The sequence below is a fragment of the Streptomyces sp. NPDC051555 genome (genome assembly GCF_044454405.1).
Lineage (GTDB): Bacteria > Actinomycetota > Actinomycetes > Streptomycetales > Streptomycetaceae > Streptomyces.
The window spans coordinates 71,491-89,052 of the sequence record NZ_JBITDP010000007.1; the positions used below are offsets into that span (position 1 = coordinate 71,491).

Sequence of the window (17,562 nt, forward strand, 5' to 3'; positions counted from 1 at the left end):
GGCCTCCGGCGCTTCTGGCGGGCCCCAACCCCCCCCCCCCCCCCCCCCGGCCCCCCCCCGGCCCCCCCCCCGCCCCCCCCCCCCCGCGGGGCGGGGGGGGGGGGGGCCGGCCCCCCCCCCCCACCCCCCTGCGGTCCTCCGGCCCGCGTTCAGCGCGCCCCGGCCGCCGCGTACCGGCCGACCGGGCGCCCCAGGCCGTAGTTCTCGCGGAGGGTGCGTCCGGTGTACTCGGTGCGGAAGAGACCGCGCTTCTGCAGGATCGGCACCACCTGGTCGACGAAGTCGGTGAGCCCGGTGGGCAGTACGGGCGCCATGATGTTGAACCCGTCGGCCGCGCCCTGGGTGAACCACTGCTCCAGCTGGTCGGCGATCTGCTCCGGGGTTCCCGCGAAGACCCGGTGGCCGCGACCCGCGCCGAGCCGTGCGATCAGCTCCCGCAGGGTGAGGCCGTCGCGGCGGGCGAGTTCGGCGACGAGCGTGAAGCGGCTCTTGTTGCCGTTGATGTCGCGCTCTTCGGGCAGTTCGGGCAGCGGGCCGTCCAGCGGGTGCCCGGTGAGGTCGGTGCCCAGCATGCCGGAGAGCTGGGCCAGGCCGTACTCCGGCACCTGGAGGTCCGTGAGCTGCTGTTCGAGGGCCTTGGCCTCGGCCTCGGTGGACCCGATGACCGGTGCGATGCCGGGCAGGACGAGCAGGTCGCCCTCGGTCCGGCCGTAGCGGGCGAGGCGGGACTTGAGGTCCTTGTAGAAGGTCTGGCCGTCGGCGAGGGTCTGCTGCGCGGTGAAGACGGCCTCGGCGTACTGCGCGGCGAACTCCTTGCCGTCCTCGGAGGACCCGGCCTGGACCAGGAGCGGGTGGCCCTGGGGCGAGCGGGGCACGTTGAGGGCGCCCGCGACGCCGAAGTACGTGCCGCGGTGGTCGGCCGGGTGGAGCTTGTCGGTGTCGGCGTAGATCCCCCGCTCCTTGTCCAGGACGATCGCGTCGTCGTCCCAGCTGTCCCAGAGCTTGGTGGCCACGTCGAGGAACTCGCGGGCCCGGTCGTAGCGCAGGCCGTGCTCCAGGTGCTCCTCCTGGTTGAAGTTGCGGGCCTCGTCGACGGTGCCGGAGGTGACGATGTTCCATCCGGCGCGGCCGTTGCTGATGTGGTCGAGGGAGGCGAACTTGCGGGCCGTGTGGAACGGCTCGTTGAAGGTCGTGGACACGGTCGCGATCAGGCCGATGTGCTCGGTGACGGCCGCGATCGCGGAGAGCAGGGTCAACGGCTCGAAGCCGCCGAGGGCGTTGTAGCGGGCCTTGCCCCACAGGGCGAGGCCGTCGGCGAAGAAGATGGAGTCGAGCAGCCCGCGCTCGGCGGTCCTCGCCAGCTCCTGGAAGTAGCGCAGGTCCGTGATCCGCTCGGGGCTGCTGTCGGGGTGGCGCCAGGCGGCGTCGTGGTGGCCGGCGTTCATCAGGAAGGCGTTGAGGTGGAGGGTGCGGCGGGAGTCGGTGCTCATGACGGGGTCCTCAAAGGAAGGCGGGGCGGGCGGAGTGGGCGGGCGGTCAGCCCGCGGCCGGGACGCGCCACAGGCTCAGACGGCGTTCGATCGAGACGAGGATCTGGTTGAAGCCCACGCCGATCGCGGAGATGGTGATGATCCCGGCGTACATCTGCGGGATGGCGAAGTTGAACTGCGAGGCGTTGATCAGGTAGCCGAGGCCCGCCTTCGCGCCGATCATCTCGGCGGCGACGAGGACGAGGATGGAGACCGCCCCGGCCAGCCGGATGCCGGTGAAGATGGTCGGCACGGAGGACGGCAGGATCACCTTCTGGAACAGCCGGAGGGTGGACAGGTCCATCGAGCGGGCGAGCTTGACGAGCGTGGGGTCGGCGCCGCGGACGGCGCTGATGGTGTTCAGCAGGACCGGCCAGACGCAGGCGTAGACGACCATCGAGATCTTCGAGGTCTCGCCGATGCCGAGCAGCAGCACGAAGACGGGGAGCAGCGCGAGGGCGGCGGTGTTGCGGAACACCTCCAGCAGCGGCCCGAGCAGCTCGGCGACCGGCCGGTACCAGCCGATCAGCAGGCCGAGCGGGACGGCGACCACGACGGCGATCCCGAAGCCGCCGAAGGAGCGGACCAGGCTGGCCCAGGTGTGTTCGCCGAGCTGTCCGTCGGCGAGCAGCTCCCACCAGGCGACGGCGACCTCGCTGAACGGGGGCAGGAAGGTCCGGTCCACCAGGCCGAGGCGGGGTGCGGTCTCCCAGACGAGGAGCAGTGCGACGAGGGCGGCCGAGCGGAGGGCGGCGCCGCGGATCCAGCGCCCGGCCCGGCCGCCGAGCGCGGCCGGTCGGACGGCCCGGGGGCGCTTCGCCGCCGGGAGCGGACCGGCGGGGACGGGCGCGGCGGGGACGGGCGCGGCGGGCGCGGGAGCGGGAGCGGCGACGGAGGGCGCGGCGGCCGAGGGGGCGGAGTCCGCCTCGGGGAGGGCTTCGGTCGGGGTGGCCGGGAGGTCTTCGGTCAGCTCGACCGGGGTGTGGGTCTCGGTGCTCATGCGGTGGCCTGCTCCTTCTCCAGTTGCTGGGCACGGGCCACCTCGTCGTGGAGCAGGGTCCAGATCTCGTGGCGGTAGCGGGCGAATTCGGGGCTGGAGCGCAGGTCCTCGCCCAGGAGGCCGTTCGCACGGCCCCCGAAGGAGACCGGGACGATCTCCTTGACCCGGCCGGGGCGGGAGGTGATCACCGCGACGCGCTGGCCGAGGTACACCGCCTCCTCGATGCTGTGCGTGATGAAGACGACCGTCTTGCCGGTGGCCTGCCAGATCCGCCGGAGTTCGTCCTGGAGGGACTCGCGGGTCTGGGCGTCGAGCGCCGCGAAGGGCTCGTCCATCAGCAGCACGTCGGGGTCGTAGGCCAGCGAGCGGGCGATCGCGACGCGCTGGCGCATGCCGCCGGACAGCTCGTGCGGGTGCCGGTCGCCGAAGCCGGTGAGGCCGACCAGGTCGAGGAACTCCCTTGCCTTCGCCGTGCGTTGGCGGCGCGGTACGCCGGTGGCCTCCAGGCCGAACTCGATGTTGCCCAGCGCGGTGCGCCACGGCAGCAGGGCGTACTGCTGGAAGACGATGCCGCGGTCCAGTCCGGGGCCGGTGACGGGCTCGCCGTCGAGCAGGATCCGGCCGCCGCTCGGCCGGGTCAGGCCGCCGAGCAGATCGAGGAGGGTGGACTTGCCGCAGCCGCTGGGGCCCACGACGACCAGGAACTCCCCCGCTCCGATGGAGAGGTCGATGCCGTCCAGTGCGGTGAAGTCGCCGCGGGACGCGGACGGGAAGGTCTTGGTGACCGATTCGAAGACGATCTTCGCCATGTCGCTCAGGCCCCCTTCCGGTAGTCGTTGAACTCGTTGGTGTACAGGTCGGCGGCCTTGAGCTGGCCCTTCTTGATGTCTCCGCGCTCTCCCAGCCAGTCGAGCCAGAGCTGGAACTCCTTGTCCCCGATCCGGCCGCCGGTCTCGGCCACGCCGTACGAGTGCCAGTACTGGAGGGTGGAGGTGTCCTCGTTGCGGCCGCGCTTCTTGACGATGGCCGTCATCCGGGCGATGACCTCCTCGCGCGGGGTGGTCCGGGACCACTCGATGGCCTTGGCGACGCCGGTGACGAAGGTGCGGACGGTGTCCGGGTTCTCCTTGATGAAGCGCTGCGTCATCACGTAGGTGCCGGCGCTGAAGGCGCCGAGCAGTTCGAAGTCGGTGAACAGGGGCCGGATGCCGCCCGTCGCGAGCGCCTTGTCGCGCAGGACGCCGCTGAGCACGGCGACGTCGATCTGCTTCTGGCGCAGCGACTGTTCGGTGTTGACGGGGGGCACGACCAGGGCCTCGACCTTGGCCGCGTCCGTCTTGGAGAGGCCGTTGCGGCTGAGGTAGATGTCCAGGAGGGCCTGGTAGTGCGCGCCCAGGGTGTTCATGCCGACCTTCTTGCCGATCAGGTCGCGGGCGGAGCGGATCGGGCTGTCCTCCAGCACGTAGTAGCCGCCGTAGGAGTACTGGTCGGATCCGTAGTAGGAGACGACGGCCTTGATCGGGGCCTTGCCCGCCGCGAGTTTGACGACGGCGCCGTTGAAGGCTCCGCCGAAGTGGGTCTGGCCGGTGGCCGCCGACTGGATGTCCTGGGGGCCGCTGATCGTGTTGCCGACCCAGTCGAGGGTCACATCGCCGAGGTAGCCGAGGTCCACGGCGAGTTCGGGCAACGTGACCGACCCGACCGCGCCCTGGTACTTCAGCTTCTTGACCTGCGCGCCCCCGCCCCCGCCGCCGGAGGCCGTGGCCGTGCCGCAGCTCACCGCTGCCGCCGAGATGCCGAGCAGGGCGAGGAACTGGCGCCGGGAGGTGGTGGTCCGGGTGGGTGTCGCGGGCATGGCTGGTCCTTCTCGGGGCGGTGGGGCGGGGCGGTGGGGCGAGTGGTTACGGGGCGACGGTCAGGGTGGGGCGCGGGTGCGGGGCGGTGCGCAGGCGCAGGGCCTCGGCGAACTCGTCGACGGCCTGGAAGAGGTCGAGTTCGGCCTCGGGGCGCAGCCGGTCGGGCCCGTCACCGCGCTCGACGGAGGAGTCCAGGACGAAGCGGCCGGTGGTGACGTGCCGGGCGCCGAGCGCGGTGAGCACCGGGCGCAGGGCGTAGTCGAGGGTCAGGACGTGGGCGAGGCTGCCGCCCGTGGCGAGCGGCAGGACGGTCTTCCCGGCCAGGCCGTCCTGCGGGAGCAGGTCGAGGAAAGCCTTGAGCAGGCCGGTGTACGAGGCCTTGTAGACCGGGGTCGCGATGACCAGGCCGTCCGCCTCGGCGACGGCGGCCAGCGCCCGGCGCAGTTCGGGCTGGCCGCTGCGGGCGGCGAGCAGGTCGGCGGCGGGGAGTTCGCGGACGGCCAGGTGCGAGGTCGCGAATCCGGAGTGGGACAGGCGGCGCAGGACGTGGTCGGCGACGACGGCGGTGCGCGAGTGCAGGGAGGGACTGCCGGTGAGGGCGAGGATGCTGGCCACGGGGGCTCCTTGGGCGGCGTGCGTGCGGGGCGGGGTCAGACGGCGGCCGGGGCGGCGGGGGCCTCGGTCACGGAGGCGCCCGAGGGGATTCCGAAGGACGGGTCGGGGACGCTCTCCGGGCTGATCAGGCGGGAGGAGCGGCCGTCGGGGCCGACCGGCACGTCGCCGTCGACGGTGACCCGGCGCAGGGTGCGCTCGTGGTCGTCGGAGTCGTCGACCCCGTAGTGCTGGGTGGCGCGGTTGTCCCAGATGGCGACGTCGCCGGCGCTCCACTGCCAACGCACGGTGTTCTCGGGGCGCTCGACGTGCGCCTGGAACAGGTCGAGGAGGGCGCGGGAGTCGCGGCCGGTGAGGCCCTCGATGCGCTGGACGAAGTTGCCGAGGAGCAGGGTGCGTTCGTCGGTCTCGGGGTGGACGCGAACCACCGGGTGCTCGGTGAGGAAGGTGGTGGAGGTGAACACCTCGCGGTACTGGGCGAGGGCTTCGGGGAGGGCGTCGGGGCGCAGCGCGGCGTAGTCGTACTCGTTGGAGTGCACGGCGCGCAGACCGTCGGCGAGGGCCCGCAGCGGTGCGGGGAGGTTGCCGTAGGCGGTGGCGGTGTTGGCCCACAGGGTGTCGCCGCCGTAGGGCGGGATGGTGACGGCCCGCAGGATGGAGAAGGCGGGGTAGGCCGGCACGAAGGTGACGTCGGTGTGCCACTGGTTGGCACGGGCCCCGTGGTGGGAGTCGATGCCGAGGGCGTAACGCCCGTCCGCGGAGGGGACGGTGGGGTGCGCGACGGGGGTGCCGAGGAGCTGGGCGAAGGCCTCGTGGCCGGCCTCGTCGAGGTGGTCCTGGCCGCGGAAGAAGACGACCTTGTGGGTGAGGAGCGCGGCGCGGATCTGAGCGACGGTCTCGGGGCCAAGATCGCCGCCGAGGCGGACGGAGCCGAGCTCGGCTCCGATCCGGCCGCCGACCTTCTTGACGGTGACGGTGGGGGCGGGGTGGGTGGCGGTGCTCATGAGAGCCTCCTGAGGATTCTTTCCGCAGCGGAAGAAATGTGGATGGGCGGGCGGACTCAGCGACGTCGCGGGGCGTGGTGGGACGCGGTGGGACGCGGTGCGGTGGGGTGCGCGGCGGTACGGACGGCGGCTACGGGCCGCGCGCCGCTCGGAGGGGGTCGGCCTGGGCCGGTGGCTCCGGGTGGCGGGGCCGGGGGCCCGGCTCCCCCGGGTGTGGCTCGGGGAAGGGGCACGACCAAAGCGCTGGGCGCGGGGCGCGGGTGGCGGGGCGCGGGTGGGGGCGGTCAGGCCCGGGAAGGGGCCGGACAGCGGCCCGGACATCCGCCCGGAGCGGTACACGCACCGGGGGTGTGGAGCCGCGAGACGTTTCGCTCGGTCGCGGACATGGCTCGGAGACTGTCAGCGGGTCCGCCGCCGGTCAACCCCCTGGGGGAGGGGTGCGAACCAGCCACCGGGTCCGGTGGGGGGTGACCGTGTCGCCCCGGCTGACCTGGGGTTATTGCGGCTGCGCGTCGGGCGGGGGATGGCTGGTGGCGCATGATCGACCCTGGTGGATTTCATGGCGCCGCAACGTGGCCGCCATGCGTTCGCACGACACGGGGGTGGGGTGCGACGCCGGGTGCGGGTCCGCATGCCCTCCGGGGGCGCCTCAAACGCCGGCGGGGCTGGAATCGGGGCGGGCCCCTCGGACGACTGGAGGCTGGGGATGGGAGGGCCGGCGTCTCGCGCGACTGGAGGCTGGGGATGTGGGGGCGGGCGCTTTGGGCGACTGCGGGGCCGGGATGGCGGCGGGGCTGGTATGTGGGGGGGTCCGGCATGATCTGGGGGAGGTCGTCGTCGTTCTAGGAGATCGCTTGAGGTTCGGGGCCAGTGAGCGGGACGGGGCTGCCGCGCCCCGCAGCGCCGGGGACGGGCGGGCGGTGGCCAATGCCGCCACGGTGTTGCGGACCGTGCTCGACCACGGGCCCGTCGCCCGTAGCGCGATCTCCGGGCTGTGCGGGCTGAGTCCGGCGGCCGTGTCCCGGCAGACCACCCTGCTGGTCCGGCGCGGCCTGCTGCGCGAGGTGCCCGCTCCCCCGGCCGGGCCCGCGACGGCGGCGGGGCGGCCCCGGATCCCGCTGGACCTGCACACCGGGGCCGTCGGCGGCCCGCTGGCCGGGGCCCTGCACATCGGGGTACGGGCCTGCGTCCTCGGGCTGGTCGACCTGCGCGGGCAGGTGCTGGCCCGCCGGGCCCTGCCCCACGAGGAGGGTCTCGGTGCGGACCGGCTGCTCGGCCTGGTCGCGGCCGAACTGGACCGGTTCCTGGCCGAGTTCGGCGGCGGGCGCCCGCTGCTCGGGGTCGGCGCGGCGCTGGGCGGGTGGGTCCGCCCGGACACCGGGACCGTGGTCCGGCACGCGGCGTTGGGCTGGCGCGACGTACCGCTGGCCGAGGTGCTGGCCCGGGCACTGGGGGTGGCGGTCCGGGTGGACAACCACGCGCGCGCGGTCGGGCACGCGGAGATCCTCTTCGGGCACCCGCAGGCCCGGCGCAGCCTGGTCCACCTCTTCATCGGCAATGTCGTGGACGCCGCCTTCGGCATCGAGGGCGCCGTCCACCAGGGGCCCGGGGCCGCGGCCGGTGACGTGGCGCACCTGCCGGTGCCCGGTTCGACCGTGCCGTGCGCCTGCGGACGTACCGGCTGCCTCCAGGCCACCGCGTCCGACACGGCGCTCGGCGCCGAGGCGGTGCGCCGGGGGATCGTGCCGGAGCCCTCCGTCGGGCTGGTCGTCGACGCGGCGGCCACCGGGGACCCGCGCGCGGACGCGCTACTGCGCGAGCGGGCCCGAGCCGTCGGGCGGGCGGCGGCGCTGCTCCTGGACGTGTTCAACCCGGCCGTGATGGTGGTCTCCGAGCTGTCGAGCGTCCTGCACGAAGGCTATTTGGATGAAATCCGCGCGGCGGCGGCCGAGCTGTCCCCGGGGTCGGCGGGCCCCGGGCGGATCGTCGCCCCGCACGCCGGGCCCGCCGTGCTCCCCCAGGCCGCGGCGACCGTGTTGCTGGGTCCGTTGTTCCGGGATCCCGCGGGTCCGGCCTGAAGCGCCACGCACCGAGAGTGACAGATCACATAGAGGGAAGGTGGCTTCGCTTTGGCCCCGCCCCTAGCATTCGAGCCATGACGGTCCTGCCTGATGACGGGCTTTCCCTGGCCGCCGAGTTCCCTGACGCGACGCATGAGCAGTGGCAGCGCCTGGTAGAGGGCGTGCTGCGCAAGTCGGGCAAGGAAGCATCCGGCGAGGCAGCTGAGAACGCGTTGTCCACCACGCTCGAGGACGGGCTCAGTACGCGCCCGCTCTACACCGCACCTGCTTCCGGGGGCTCCGCAGACGCCGGGGCCATCGGCCTGCCCGGTTTCGCGCCCTTCCTGCGCGGGGGCCGGGCCGAGGGCACGGCCGCCGCGGGCTGGGACGTGCGCCAACGGCTCGCGCACACCGACCCGGCGCTCCTGAACGAGGCCGTCCTCGCCGACCTGGAGAACGGGGTCACCTCGCTGTGGCTGACCGTCGGCCGGGACGGCGTTCCGGTCGCGGGGCTGGACCGCGCGCTGACCGGGGTCTACCTGGACCTCGCACCGGTCGCCCTGGACGCCGGAGCGGAATTCCTCGGGGCGGCGCGGGAATTGCTGCGCCTGTACGCCGAGCGCGAGGTGGCCCCCGAGGCCGCGCGCGGCAACCTCGGCGCCGACCCGCTGGGCCACGAGGCCCGTACGGGCGAGGCGCTGGAGCTCGCCGGGGCCGTGGAGCTGGCCCGGGAGACGGCGGCCGGGTGGCCCGGCCTGCGCGCCCTGGTCGTGGACGCGCTCCCCTACCACGAGGCGGGCGGCTCGGCGGGGCAGGAGCTCGGGCTGTCCCTGGCCACCGGCGTGGCCTACCTGCGCGCCCTCACCGACGCGGGCCTGGACACCGCGGCGGCCCTCGGGCAGCTGGAGTTCCGGTACGCCGCCAGCGCCGACCAGTTCCTCACCATCGCCAAGCTGCGGGCCGCGCGCCGCCTGTGGGCCCGGATCGCCGAGGCGTGCGGGGCCCCGCAGGCGGGCGCCCAGCGCCAGCACGCGGTGACCTCGCCGGTCATGATGACCCGGCGCGACCCGTGGGTGAACATGCTGCGCACCACCGTGGCCTGCATGGCCGCGGGCGTGGGCGGGGCGGACTCGGTCACCGTGCTCCCCTTCGACCACGACCTCGGGCTGCCGGACGCCTTCGCGCGCCGGATCGCCCGCAACACCTCCACCATCTTGATGGAGGAGTCGCACCTGGCCCGGGTGATCGACCCGGCGGGCGGTTCCTGGTACGTCGAGCAGCTCACCGACGAACTCGCGCACGCCGCGTGGGAGTTCTTCCAGAGCGTGGAGAAGTCGGGCGGTCTGCCCGCCGCGCTGCGCTCCGGTCTGGTCGCCGAACGACTGGCCGCCACCTGGGCCGAGCGGTCCAAGAAGCTCGCCAAGCGCCGCGAACCGATCACCGGTGTCAGCGAGTTCCCGCTGCTGTCCGAGAAGCCGGTGGTGCGCGAGAGCGCCCCCGCCGCGCCCTCGGGCGGACTGCCGCGGGTCCGCCGCGACGAGGCCTACGAGGCGCTGCGCGCCCGGTCCGACGCGCACCTCGCGGCGACGGGCTCCCGGCCGCGGATCTTCCTCGCGGCGCTGGGTCCGGCCGCGGCGCACACCGGTCGGGCCACCTTCGCCTCCAACCTGTTCCAGGCGGGTGGCGTCGAGGCGGTGCACGACCCGGTGTCCGTGGACGCGGACACCGCGGCCGCCGCCTACGCGGCGAGCGGCGCCGACGGCATGGCCGTGCTGTGCTCCAGCGACGCGCTGTACGAGGAGCGGGCCGGGGCGGTGGCGGCCGCACTGCGCGCCGCGGGCGCCACGACCGTCTTCCTCGCGGGCCGACCGGGTACCCGCGCGGACGATGTGGACGAGTACGTCTTCGCCGGCTGCGACGCGGTCGCCGTGCTGTCCTCCGTACTCGACCGGATGGGAGTGACCACGTGAGCATCCCCGATTTCTCCGAGCTGGCGCTCGGCGGGACCGCTCCCGCCGGGTCCGAGGAGCAGTGGCGGGCGGCGGTGAAGGAGTCCACCGGCTCCGCCACCGAGGACCTGCTGTGGGAGACGCCCGAGGGCATCGGCGTCAAGCAGCTGTACACCGGGCGGGACGTGGAGGGCCTGGACTTCCTGGGGACCTACCCGGGCGTGGCCCCGTACCTGCGCGGCCCGTACCCGACGATGTACGTCAACCAGCCCTGGACGATCCGGCAGTACGCGGGCTTCTCGACGGCCGAGGAGTCCAACGCCTTCTACCGGCGCAACCTGGCGTCCGGTCAGAAGGGCCTGTCGGTCGCCTTCGACCTGCCGACGCACCGCGGCTACGACAGCGACCACCCCCGGGTGACGGGCGACGTCGGCATGGCGGGCGTGGCGATCGACTCGATCTACGACATGCGCCAGCTGTTCGACGGGATCCCGCTGGACAAGATGTCGGTGTCGATGACGATGAACGGCGCGGTGCTGCCCGTGCTGGCGCTGTACATCGTGGCGGCCGAGGAGCAGGGGGTGTCCCCCGACAAGCTCGCGGGAACCATCCAGAACGACATCCTCAAAGAGTTCATGGTCCGCAACACCTACATCTATCCGCCGAAGCCGTCGATGCGGATCATCTCCGACATCTTCTCCTTCACCTCGCAGAAGATGCCGCGGTACAACTCGATCTCGATCTCCGGCTACCACATCCAGGAGGCGGGGGCGACCGCCGACCTGGAGCTGGCCTACACCCTGGCCGACGGGGTGGAGTACCTGCGGGCCGGGCTGGGCGCCGGGATGGACGTCGACGCCTTCGCGCCGCGCCTGTCCTTCTTCTGGGCGATCGGCATGAACTTCTTCATGGAGGTCGCCAAGCTGCGGGCCGCCCGCCTGCTGTGGGCGCGCCTGGTCAAGCAGTTCGACCCGAAGAACCCCAAGTCCCTGTCGCTGCGCACGCATTCGCAGACCTCCGGCTGGTCGCTGACGGCCCAGGACGTCTTCAACAACGTGACGCGCACGTGCATCGAGGCGATGGCGGCGACCCAGGGGCACACCCAGTCGCTGCACACCAACGCCCTCGACGAGGCGCTCGCGCTGCCGACGGACTTCTCGGCGCGGATCGCGCGCAACACCCAGCTGCTGCTCCAGCAGGAGTCGGGGACCTGCCGGGTGATCGACCCGTGGGGCGGCAGCGCGTACGTCGAGAAGCTGACCTACGACCTGGCCCGCCGGGCGTGGCAGCACATCGAGGAGGTCGAGGCGGCCGGCGGCATGGCGCAGGCCATCGACGCGGGCATCCCGAAGCTGCGCGTGGAGGAGGCCGCGGCCCGCACGCAGGCGCGGATCGACTCGGGCCGCCAGCCGGTGATCGGGGTGAACAAGTACCGGGTGGAGAGCGACGAGCTGATCGACGTGCTCAAGGTGGACAACTCCTCGGTGCGCACCCAGCAGATCGCCAAGCTGCGGCGGCTGCGCGAGGAGCGCGACGAGGCGGTGACGCAGGACTGTCTGCGGGCGCTGACGAACGCCGCCGAGCGCGGTGCGGGAGCGGGACTGGAGGGCAACCTCCTCAAGCTGGCGGTGGACGCGGCGCGCGCGAAGGCGACCGTCGGCGAGATCTCGGACGCGCTGGAGAAGGTGTACGGGCGGCACGCGAGCCAGATCCGTACGATCTCCGGTGTGTACCGCAACGAAGCAGGCGAGTCCCCGTCGGTCGCGCGCACCCGTGCGCTGGTGGACCGGTTCGAGGAGGCGGAGGGCCGTCGGCCGCGCATCCTGGTGGCCAAGATGGGCCAGGACGGGCACGACCGCGGCCAGAAGGTGATCGCGACCGCCTTCGCCGACCTGGGCTTCGACGTGGACGTCGGCCCGCTCTTCCAGACGCCGGAGGAGGTCGCCCGCCAGGCGGTCGAGGCGGACGTCCACGTGGTGGGCGTGTCCTCGCTGGCGGCCGGCCACCTCACCCTCGTACCGGCGCTGCGCGAGCAGCTGGCGCACGAGGGGCGCGAGGACATCATGATCGTGGTCGGCGGGGTGATCCCGCCCGCGGACGTGCCGACGCTGCTGGAGATGGGCGCCACCGCGGTGTTCCCGCCCGGCACGGTCATCCCGGACGCGGCGCACGACCTGGTGACGCGACTGGCCGCCGACCTCGGCCACGAGCTGTAGGCGGGGCGGCGACCCGATGCCCCCGAAGATCGACATCGAGGCCTACGCCAAGGGCGTGCTCGACGGGAAGCGCGCGCACATCGCGCGCGCCATCACCCTCGTCGAGTCCACCCGGGCCGATCACCGCGTGCTGGCGCAGCGGCTCCTGACGGAGCTGCTGCCGCACACGGGCGCCGCGCGCCGGATCGGGATCAGTGGTGTGCCGGGCGTGGGCAAGTCGACGTTCATCGATGCCTTCGGCACGATGCTGACCGGGCTCGGGCACCGGGTGGCGGTGCTGGCCGTGGACCCGTCCTCCACCCGGACGGGCGGGTCGATCCTGGGCGACAAGACCCGGATGGAGCGCCTGGCGGTGGATCCGGCGGCCTTCGTCCGGCCGTCCCCCTCGGCGGGCACCCTGGGCGGGGTCGCGAAGGCGACCCGCGAGTCGATGATCGTCATGGAGGCCGCGGGCTACGACGTGGTGCTCGTGGAGACGGTCGGCGTCGGCCAGTCCGAGACCACGGTGGCCGGGATGGTCGACTCGTTCCTGCTGCTGTCCCTGGCGCGTACGGGCGACCAGCTCCAGGGCATCAAGAAGGGCGTCCTGGAGCTCGCGGACGTGCTCGCCGTGAACAAGGCGGACGGTCCGCACGAGCGGGAGGCGCGGGCGGCCGCGCGCGAACTCTCCGGTGCGCTGCGGCTGATGCACCCGGTGGACGCGGCCTGGACCCCGCCGGTCCTGACGTGCAGCGCGCGCGAGTCGGTGGGGCTGGACGAGGTCTGGGAGCGGCTCGAAGCGCACCGCAGGGTGCTGGAGGCGGACGGCCGGTTGGCGGCCAAGCGGGCGGCGCAGCAGGTGGAGTGGACCTGGTCGATGGTCCGCGACGAGCTGCTCGGGCGGCTGCGGGCGGACCCGGCGGTACGGGAGTTGGCCCCGGGCCTGGAAGCGGGGGTACGGGCGGGCACGGTGACCGCGACCTCGGCCGCGGACCAGTTGCTGGCGGCCTTCGGGCGGGGCGGCGGGCCCGCCGGAGCGTGAGGTGGATCCGCCGGATCCGGGTCGGTCGCACGACGACCCGGATCCGGGGTGCTCACGCGTCGACGAGGACCGGGCTCTCGGTGACGAGCGAGCGGTGCAGGATCCGCACCCGCTCGGCCGGGTCCTGGCTGGCCAGCAGCGCGGAGAGGACCGCGATCCGGGCTTGACCGGCGCGCAGCGTGCCGCTCTTCACGGCTCCGGCGGCGACCAGGTCGACGGCGCCGCCGTGGGTGTAGATCTCGGTGACCGGTCCGGCCGCGACCCGGGTGGTCAGGGCCACCAGCACGCCGCGGGCGGTGGCCGCGCGGACCGCTTCCACGATCTCGGGGGTGGCGTTGCCCGCACCGGTGGCGACGAGGACCACGCCCTGCGCGCCGGCTGCGAGGGCGGCCTCGAAGAGCGCCGGGTCGGCGTCGGCGTGGTGCATGACCATGTCCACGCGGGGCGGCAGTTCCGGCATCGCGGGCAGGGCGAGCGCCTGCGGGCGCACCGCGTGGCGCAGCACGGTGACCTTGCCGAAGCCGACCTTGCCGAGCTGCTCGCCCGAGGGGTCGGCGAAGGCGTCCGCGATCAGCGTCTGGGTCTTGACGGTTCCGCGGGCGGCGTGGACCCGGCCGGCGAAGGCGATCAGTACGCCGAGCCCGCGGGTGGTGGCGGCGGTGAGCAGGGCGTCGTAGAGGTTGCCGGGGCCGTCGCCGTCCGTGGCGCCCATGGGCAGCTGCGAGCCGGTGAAGACGACCGTGCGCGGGTCGTGGTGGTGCAGGTCGACCAGGAAGGCGGACTCTTCGAGGGTGTCCGTGCCGTGGGTGACGACGATGCCCTGGACGTCGGGGTCGGCGAGCACCTCGTGCACGGTGCGCAGGAGGGTCAGCTGGTGGGCGGTGGTGAGCCGGGGGCTGTTCACGCTGAACAGGTCGACGATCTCGACCGTGATCCCCTCGGGCAGCGGCGCCGTGGCCATGACCTCGCGCCCGTCGGCGTCGGCCGCGAATCCCGAACCCTGCCACCGGCTCGCTATCGTCCCGCCGGTGCTGATGACGACGATCCGTCCCACGGCTGCCCGCCTTTCCCCGCATAGCCCCCGTACATGTATTCGTATCCAGCAATCATAGGAACATCTACGCGCAATGTGATTGCGATTTCAGCCCTGGATTTAACACGCGATGGGTGATGATTGCTCCATGGACGCCATCGACCGTGAAATATTGCGCGAGCTACAGAAGGACGGACGGCTCACCAACCAGGAGCTGGCCCAGCGGGTGGGCCTCACCCCCTCCCCCTGCATGCGCCGGGTCCGCCAGCTGGAACAGGACGGGGTGATCCAGGGCTACCGGGCGGTGATCGATCCGGACGCCGTCGGGCGCGGCTTCGAGGTGCTGGTCTCGGTCGAGGTGCGCCGCGACCGCGAGTCCGTCGAGGCCTTCGAGGCGGCCCTCCAGGACATTCCGGACGTGATCGAGGCCTACCGGCTCTTCGGCAGCCCCGGCTGCCTGCTGCGGATCGCGGTCGCGGACCTGCGGGCGTACGAACGGCTGTGGATCGAGCAGCTGACCGCGCTGACCGGGATCACCGAGGTCAACTCGCAGATCATCATGAAACGGATCAAGGAGCCGACGGGGTTGCCGGTGTGAGCTGACGGATCACCACGGCGGCGCCCCCGCCCCGGCGCGCGGCGCACTAGGGTGGCCCGGTGGTGTTGTCCGGGCACAGGTGCCCGAAGTCCATTGGGGGTTGGTGTGGTTTCTGGTCGTGTGATCCGGTTCGACGGTACCCGGGGTTACGGGTTCATCGCTCCGGAAGATGGTGGGGAGGACGTCTTCCTCCACGTGAACGACATGCTGATCCCGGAGTCCTACGTGCGCTCCGGGACCGCGCTCGAATTCGAGGTGGAGGACGGGGACCGCGGCCTGAAGGCCTCCTCGGTCCGGCTCGCCACGAACCCGGACGGCACTCCCGTGACGCCGCCTGCGGCTGCCGCGACCTCTGCGCCCTCCACGGGAACCTCCACCGGGCGGGCCGCGACCGGCGACGACGCCCTGTGCGACGCGCTGAGCCGCAGCCAGTACCTGCGCGAAGTGACCGAGGTGCTCCTGGAGTCGGTGCCCACCCTGACCGGCGCCCAGATCGTCCAGGTCCGCAACCGCTTCCTCCAGGTGGCCCAGGGCCACGGGTGGATCGAGGGCTAGGCCGTCCCGTGCGCCGTCCCCGCACCGGGCCCCGGTGCGGGGACGGCGCTCCGCCGGCTCAGGAGGTGCGCGCGTCGGGGACCGGCGCGTGGGCCGGGTCGAGCAGGCGGGTCAGGTGCTGCGCCTGCGCGTCCCACGACCAGGACTCCCGCGCCCACTCGCGGCCCGCGGCGCCCATCTGCGCGGCCCGTCCCGCGTCCAGCAGCAGCCGGGTCAGCACGGCGGCCACGACCGCCGGGTCGGTGCCGTCCACGACGCGCCCGGTGGTGCCGTCGAGCACCGTGTCGGGGGCCCCGCCGGAGTCGCCGACGACCACCGGCAGGCCGCTGGCCGCGGCCTCCAGGAAGACGATGCCGAGGCCTTCCGCCTCCAGCCCGCCCTTGCGGGTCCGGCACGGCATCGCGAAGACGTCGGCCGCCGCGTAGTACCGCGGGGTCTCCCGGTGGGTCTTGCCGCCCACGAAGCGGACCGCGTCCTCGCCGCCGTGCCGCAGCGCCAGCTTGCGCAGCCGGGCCTCGTGCGGCCCCTGGCCGACCACCAACAGCACCGCGTCGGGCACCTGTCGACGGATCAGCGGCATCGCCTCGATCAGCTTGTCCTGCCCCTTGCGCGGCACCAGACGGGCCACGCACAGGATGATCCGCTTGCCCTCCAGCCCCAGTTCGGCGCGCAGCGCGGCGCCCGCGTCCGGGTCGGGGCGGTAGGCGTCCGCGTCGACGGCCGGCACCAGGCGGCTCAGCTCGGCCGTCGGACCGAGCGCCGGGGCTATCCGGGACCGCGTGTACTCGCCGAGGTAGGTGACCACGTCCACGCCGTCACCGATGCGGCGCATCATCCGCCGGGCACCGGGCAGCCGGGCCCACCAGATCTCGTGGCCGTGGGTGGTGGCGACGATGCGCCGCACGCCGTTCGCGCGCAGGGCCGGGGCCATCATGGCGAGCGGCGCGGCCGCACCGAACCAGACCCGGTCGCAGCCGTGGGCCCGGGCTATCTCGACGGCCTTCTTCGTGACCCGACCGGTCGGCAGCAACATGCCGCTGGTGTCCCGGACGACGGGGAAGGGGAGCGTGGCGTCGTAGGCCGCTCCCCCCTCTTCGTGCGAGGTGTAGACGACGACGTCACCGCCCGGGACCCGGGTGGTCATGGCGTGGACGAAGGTCTCGATGCCCCCCTGGCGCGGCGGGAAGTCGTTGGTGATGACAAGAGTGGAGCCCATGACAGTCCAGGATCCTTCAACGGAAGGCGATCGGACGCACTGTGACCGGCATATTGCCGAACTCGTCCGTGACCTCGGTCACCCGCGCCCACGCTCCGTCGCCCCACCGGTGCGCCGCGTAGCGGGGGACGGTACGCGGCGGAGCCGGTGGTGCGGGAGCCCTGGCGGCGCGGGGGTGTTCGCCGCCAGGGCCGTCTTCGGCGGCGGTGTCCGGCCCGCGCGTCAGCGCAGGGTGAAGAACACCATCGGGTTGTGGCCGCTGGTGCGGACCGGGACGTCGAGGCCCAGGCGCTGCTTCGTCGCGCCGAGGTGCTCGATGACCTCGGGAGCCTTCGCGGCCGACGGCGTGAAGTAGGGGATGGACCGCTCCGCGAGCCACTTCACGAGCACCGACCCCTCGCTGAGCGGCTTCGTGCGCCGCCCGTGGAAGACGTCGTGGACGCTGGTCGGGGTCCCCGCGCGCATCTTCGGGAACAGGTTCTCGACGTACCAACGGGCGAACCGGGCACCGTGGTCGGCGTCGATGAAGAGGTAGTCGGTCCCGGCGGGAATCCCGTCGAGCCGGTCCCTGACGTCGCCCTTGGTGAAGGTCCAGCGGTCCGCCGAGAGCTCCGCCGGCACGTTGCTCAGCACCCGGTCGACGATGTCGAAGGAGTGCAGGTGGCCCGTGCCGTTGTCCCGCAGGGCGCTGAGGATCCACATCGTGGACCAGCCGTGGAACGTGCCGATCTCCACCACCGTCCCGGGGCGGTGCTCGCGCAGCAGTAGATAGGTGATCTCCGCCTCGTAGTCGTCGAGCTGCGCCTTCATCGACGTGCCGCGCCACGTCAGGAACTCCCGCTGCTCGTCCCTGACCAGGCGCAGGTCCTTCGCGTACTTTTCGTAGAGCGCCGCCACGGATTCCACGGTCAGA

Annotated in this window: 15 protein-coding genes; 6 read left to right on the plus strand and 9 right to left on the minus strand. The window is 73.0% G+C overall.

What is annotated here, in order from left to right:
- Positions 1–149 precede the first annotated feature (149 nt).
- Genes ACIBEA_RS17050 through ACIBEA_RS17075 form a run of 6 tightly spaced genes read right to left on the minus strand, consistent with a single transcriptional unit; the run spans position 150 to position 6,001 of the window.
- Positions 150–1,490, minus strand: coding sequence for an LLM class flavin-dependent oxidoreductase (locus ACIBEA_RS17050; RefSeq protein ID WP_399261578.1), 1,341 nt, complete (start codon positions 1,488–1,490; stop codon positions 150–152).
- Between the two features lie 46 nt (positions 1,491–1,536).
- Positions 1,537–2,529, minus strand: coding sequence for an ABC transporter permease (locus ACIBEA_RS17055; protein ID WP_399261580.1), 993 nt, complete (start codon positions 2,527–2,529; stop codon positions 1,537–1,539).
- Positions 2,526–3,338: an ABC transporter ATP-binding protein gene (locus ACIBEA_RS17060; protein ID WP_399261582.1), complete on the minus strand. Its 813-nt coding sequence runs from the start codon at positions 3,336–3,338 to the stop codon at positions 2,526–2,528. Before ACIBEA_RS17060 ends, ACIBEA_RS17055 begins: the two co-directional genes overlap by 4 nt.
- Before the next feature lie 5 nt (positions 3,339–3,343).
- The gene (locus ACIBEA_RS17065) at positions 3,344–4,384 is read right to left on the minus strand and encodes an ABC transporter substrate-binding protein (RefSeq protein ID WP_399261584.1); all 1,041 of its coding nucleotides are present in this window, start codon (positions 4,382–4,384) and stop codon (positions 3,344–3,346) included.
- A gap of 46 nt (positions 4,385–4,430) precedes the next feature.
- Positions 4,431–5,000 carry an NADPH-dependent FMN reductase gene (gene ssuE / locus ACIBEA_RS17070; RefSeq protein WP_399261586.1) on the minus strand — a complete coding sequence of 190 codons (570 nt, stop codon included), beginning with the start codon at positions 4,998–5,000 and terminating at the stop codon, positions 4,431–4,433.
- A gap of 35 nt (positions 5,001–5,035) precedes the next feature.
- The gene (locus ACIBEA_RS17075) at positions 5,036–6,001 is read right to left on the minus strand and encodes a TauD/TfdA dioxygenase family protein (RefSeq protein ID WP_399261588.1); all 966 of its coding nucleotides are present in this window, start codon (positions 5,999–6,001) and stop codon (positions 5,036–5,038) included.
- Positions 6,002–6,855: 854 nt separating this feature from the next.
- Here ACIBEA_RS17075 and ACIBEA_RS17080 point away from each other — a divergent pair.
- The 4 genes from ACIBEA_RS17080 to meaB all read left to right on the plus strand — a co-directional run bounded on the left by ACIBEA_RS17080 (position 6,856) and on the right by meaB (position 13,247).
- Complete coding sequence (locus ACIBEA_RS17080) at positions 6,856–8,079, plus strand: ROK family protein (RefSeq protein ID WP_399261590.1); 1,224 nt, start codon at positions 6,856–6,858, stop codon at positions 8,077–8,079.
- Between the two features lie 77 nt (positions 8,080–8,156).
- Positions 8,157–10,031 (plus strand): methylmalonyl-CoA mutase family protein, encoded by a 1,875-nt coding sequence (locus tag ACIBEA_RS17085; RefSeq protein ID WP_399261592.1) that lies wholly within the window; start codon positions 8,157–8,159, stop codon positions 10,029–10,031.
- Entirely contained in the window at positions 10,028–12,226 is a 2,199-nt protein-coding gene (gene scpA / locus ACIBEA_RS17090) for a methylmalonyl-CoA mutase (protein WP_399261594.1), read from the plus strand. Before ACIBEA_RS17085 ends, scpA begins: the two co-directional genes overlap by 4 nt.
- A gap of 16 nt (positions 12,227–12,242) precedes the next feature.
- Positions 12,243–13,247 carry a methylmalonyl Co-A mutase-associated GTPase MeaB gene (gene meaB, locus ACIBEA_RS17095; RefSeq protein WP_399261596.1) on the plus strand — a complete coding sequence of 335 codons (1,005 nt, stop codon included), beginning with the start codon at positions 12,243–12,245 and terminating at the stop codon, positions 13,245–13,247.
- Between the two features lie 52 nt (positions 13,248–13,299).
- Here the strand turns inward: meaB and ACIBEA_RS17100 are convergent, their stop codons facing one another.
- Positions 13,300–14,301 (minus strand): asparaginase, encoded by a 1,002-nt coding sequence (locus ACIBEA_RS17100; RefSeq protein ID WP_399261598.1) that lies wholly within the window; start codon positions 14,299–14,301, stop codon positions 13,300–13,302.
- Positions 14,302–14,428: 127 nt separating this feature from the next.
- On the opposite strand from ACIBEA_RS17100, the gene ACIBEA_RS17105 reads away from it, so the two are divergent.
- Together ACIBEA_RS17105 and ACIBEA_RS17110 are read left to right on the plus strand one after the other, a co-directional pair.
- The gene (locus ACIBEA_RS17105; protein ID WP_354379099.1) at positions 14,429–14,878 is read left to right on the plus strand and encodes an Lrp/AsnC family transcriptional regulator; all 450 of its coding nucleotides are present in this window, start codon (positions 14,429–14,431) and stop codon (positions 14,876–14,878) included.
- Positions 14,879–14,998: 120 nt separating this feature from the next.
- Complete coding sequence (locus ACIBEA_RS17110; protein WP_399261601.1) at positions 14,999–15,433, plus strand: cold-shock protein; 435 nt, start codon at positions 14,999–15,001, stop codon at positions 15,431–15,433.
- A 58-nt stretch (positions 15,434–15,491) separates the two neighbouring features.
- On the opposite strand, the gene ACIBEA_RS17115 is transcribed toward ACIBEA_RS17110, so the two are convergent.
- Together ACIBEA_RS17115 and ACIBEA_RS17120 are read right to left on the minus strand one after the other, a co-directional pair.
- Positions 15,492–16,649 carry a glycosyltransferase family 4 protein gene (locus ACIBEA_RS17115; RefSeq protein WP_399261603.1) on the minus strand — a complete coding sequence of 386 codons (1,158 nt, stop codon included), beginning with the start codon at positions 16,647–16,649 and terminating at the stop codon, positions 15,492–15,494.
- A gap of 222 nt (positions 16,650–16,871) precedes the next feature.
- The gene (locus ACIBEA_RS17120; protein WP_399261605.1) at positions 16,872–17,555 is read right to left on the minus strand and encodes a class I SAM-dependent methyltransferase; all 684 of its coding nucleotides are present in this window, start codon (positions 17,553–17,555) and stop codon (positions 16,872–16,874) included.
- Positions 17,556–17,562: the final 7 nt, after the last annotated feature.

Bases quoted from the DNA above. Each gene is read 5' to 3' on its own strand.
- ACIBEA_RS17075 (WP_399261588.1), bottom strand. From the start codon at position 6,001: ATGAGCACCGCCACCCACCCCGCCCCCACCGTCACCGTCAAGAAGGTC.
- ACIBEA_RS17060 (WP_399261582.1), bottom strand. From the start codon at position 3,338: ATGGCGAAGATCGTCTTCGAATCGGTCACCAAGACCTTCCCGTCCGCG.
- ACIBEA_RS17085 (WP_399261592.1), top strand. From the start codon at position 8,157: ATGACGGTCCTGCCTGATGACGGGCTTTCCCTGGCCGCCGAGTTCCCT.
- meaB (WP_399261596.1), top strand. From the start codon at position 12,243: ATGCCCCCGAAGATCGACATCGAGGCCTACGCCAAGGGCGTGCTCGAC.
- ACIBEA_RS17105 (WP_354379099.1), top strand. From the start codon at position 14,429: ATGGACGCCATCGACCGTGAAATATTGCGCGAGCTACAGAAGGACGGA.
- ACIBEA_RS17065 (WP_399261584.1), bottom strand. From the start codon at position 4,384: ATGCCCGCGACACCCACCCGGACCACCACCTCCCGGCGCCAGTTCCTC.
- ACIBEA_RS17115 (WP_399261603.1), bottom strand. From the start codon at position 16,649: ATGGGCTCCACTCTTGTCATCACCAACGACTTCCCGCCGCGCCAGGGG.
- ACIBEA_RS17050 (WP_399261578.1), bottom strand. From the start codon at position 1,490: ATGAGCACCGACTCCCGCCGCACCCTCCACCTCAACGCCTTCCTGATG.
- ACIBEA_RS17055 (WP_399261580.1), bottom strand. From the start codon at position 2,529: ATGAGCACCGAGACCCACACCCCGGTCGAGCTGACCGAAGACCTCCCG.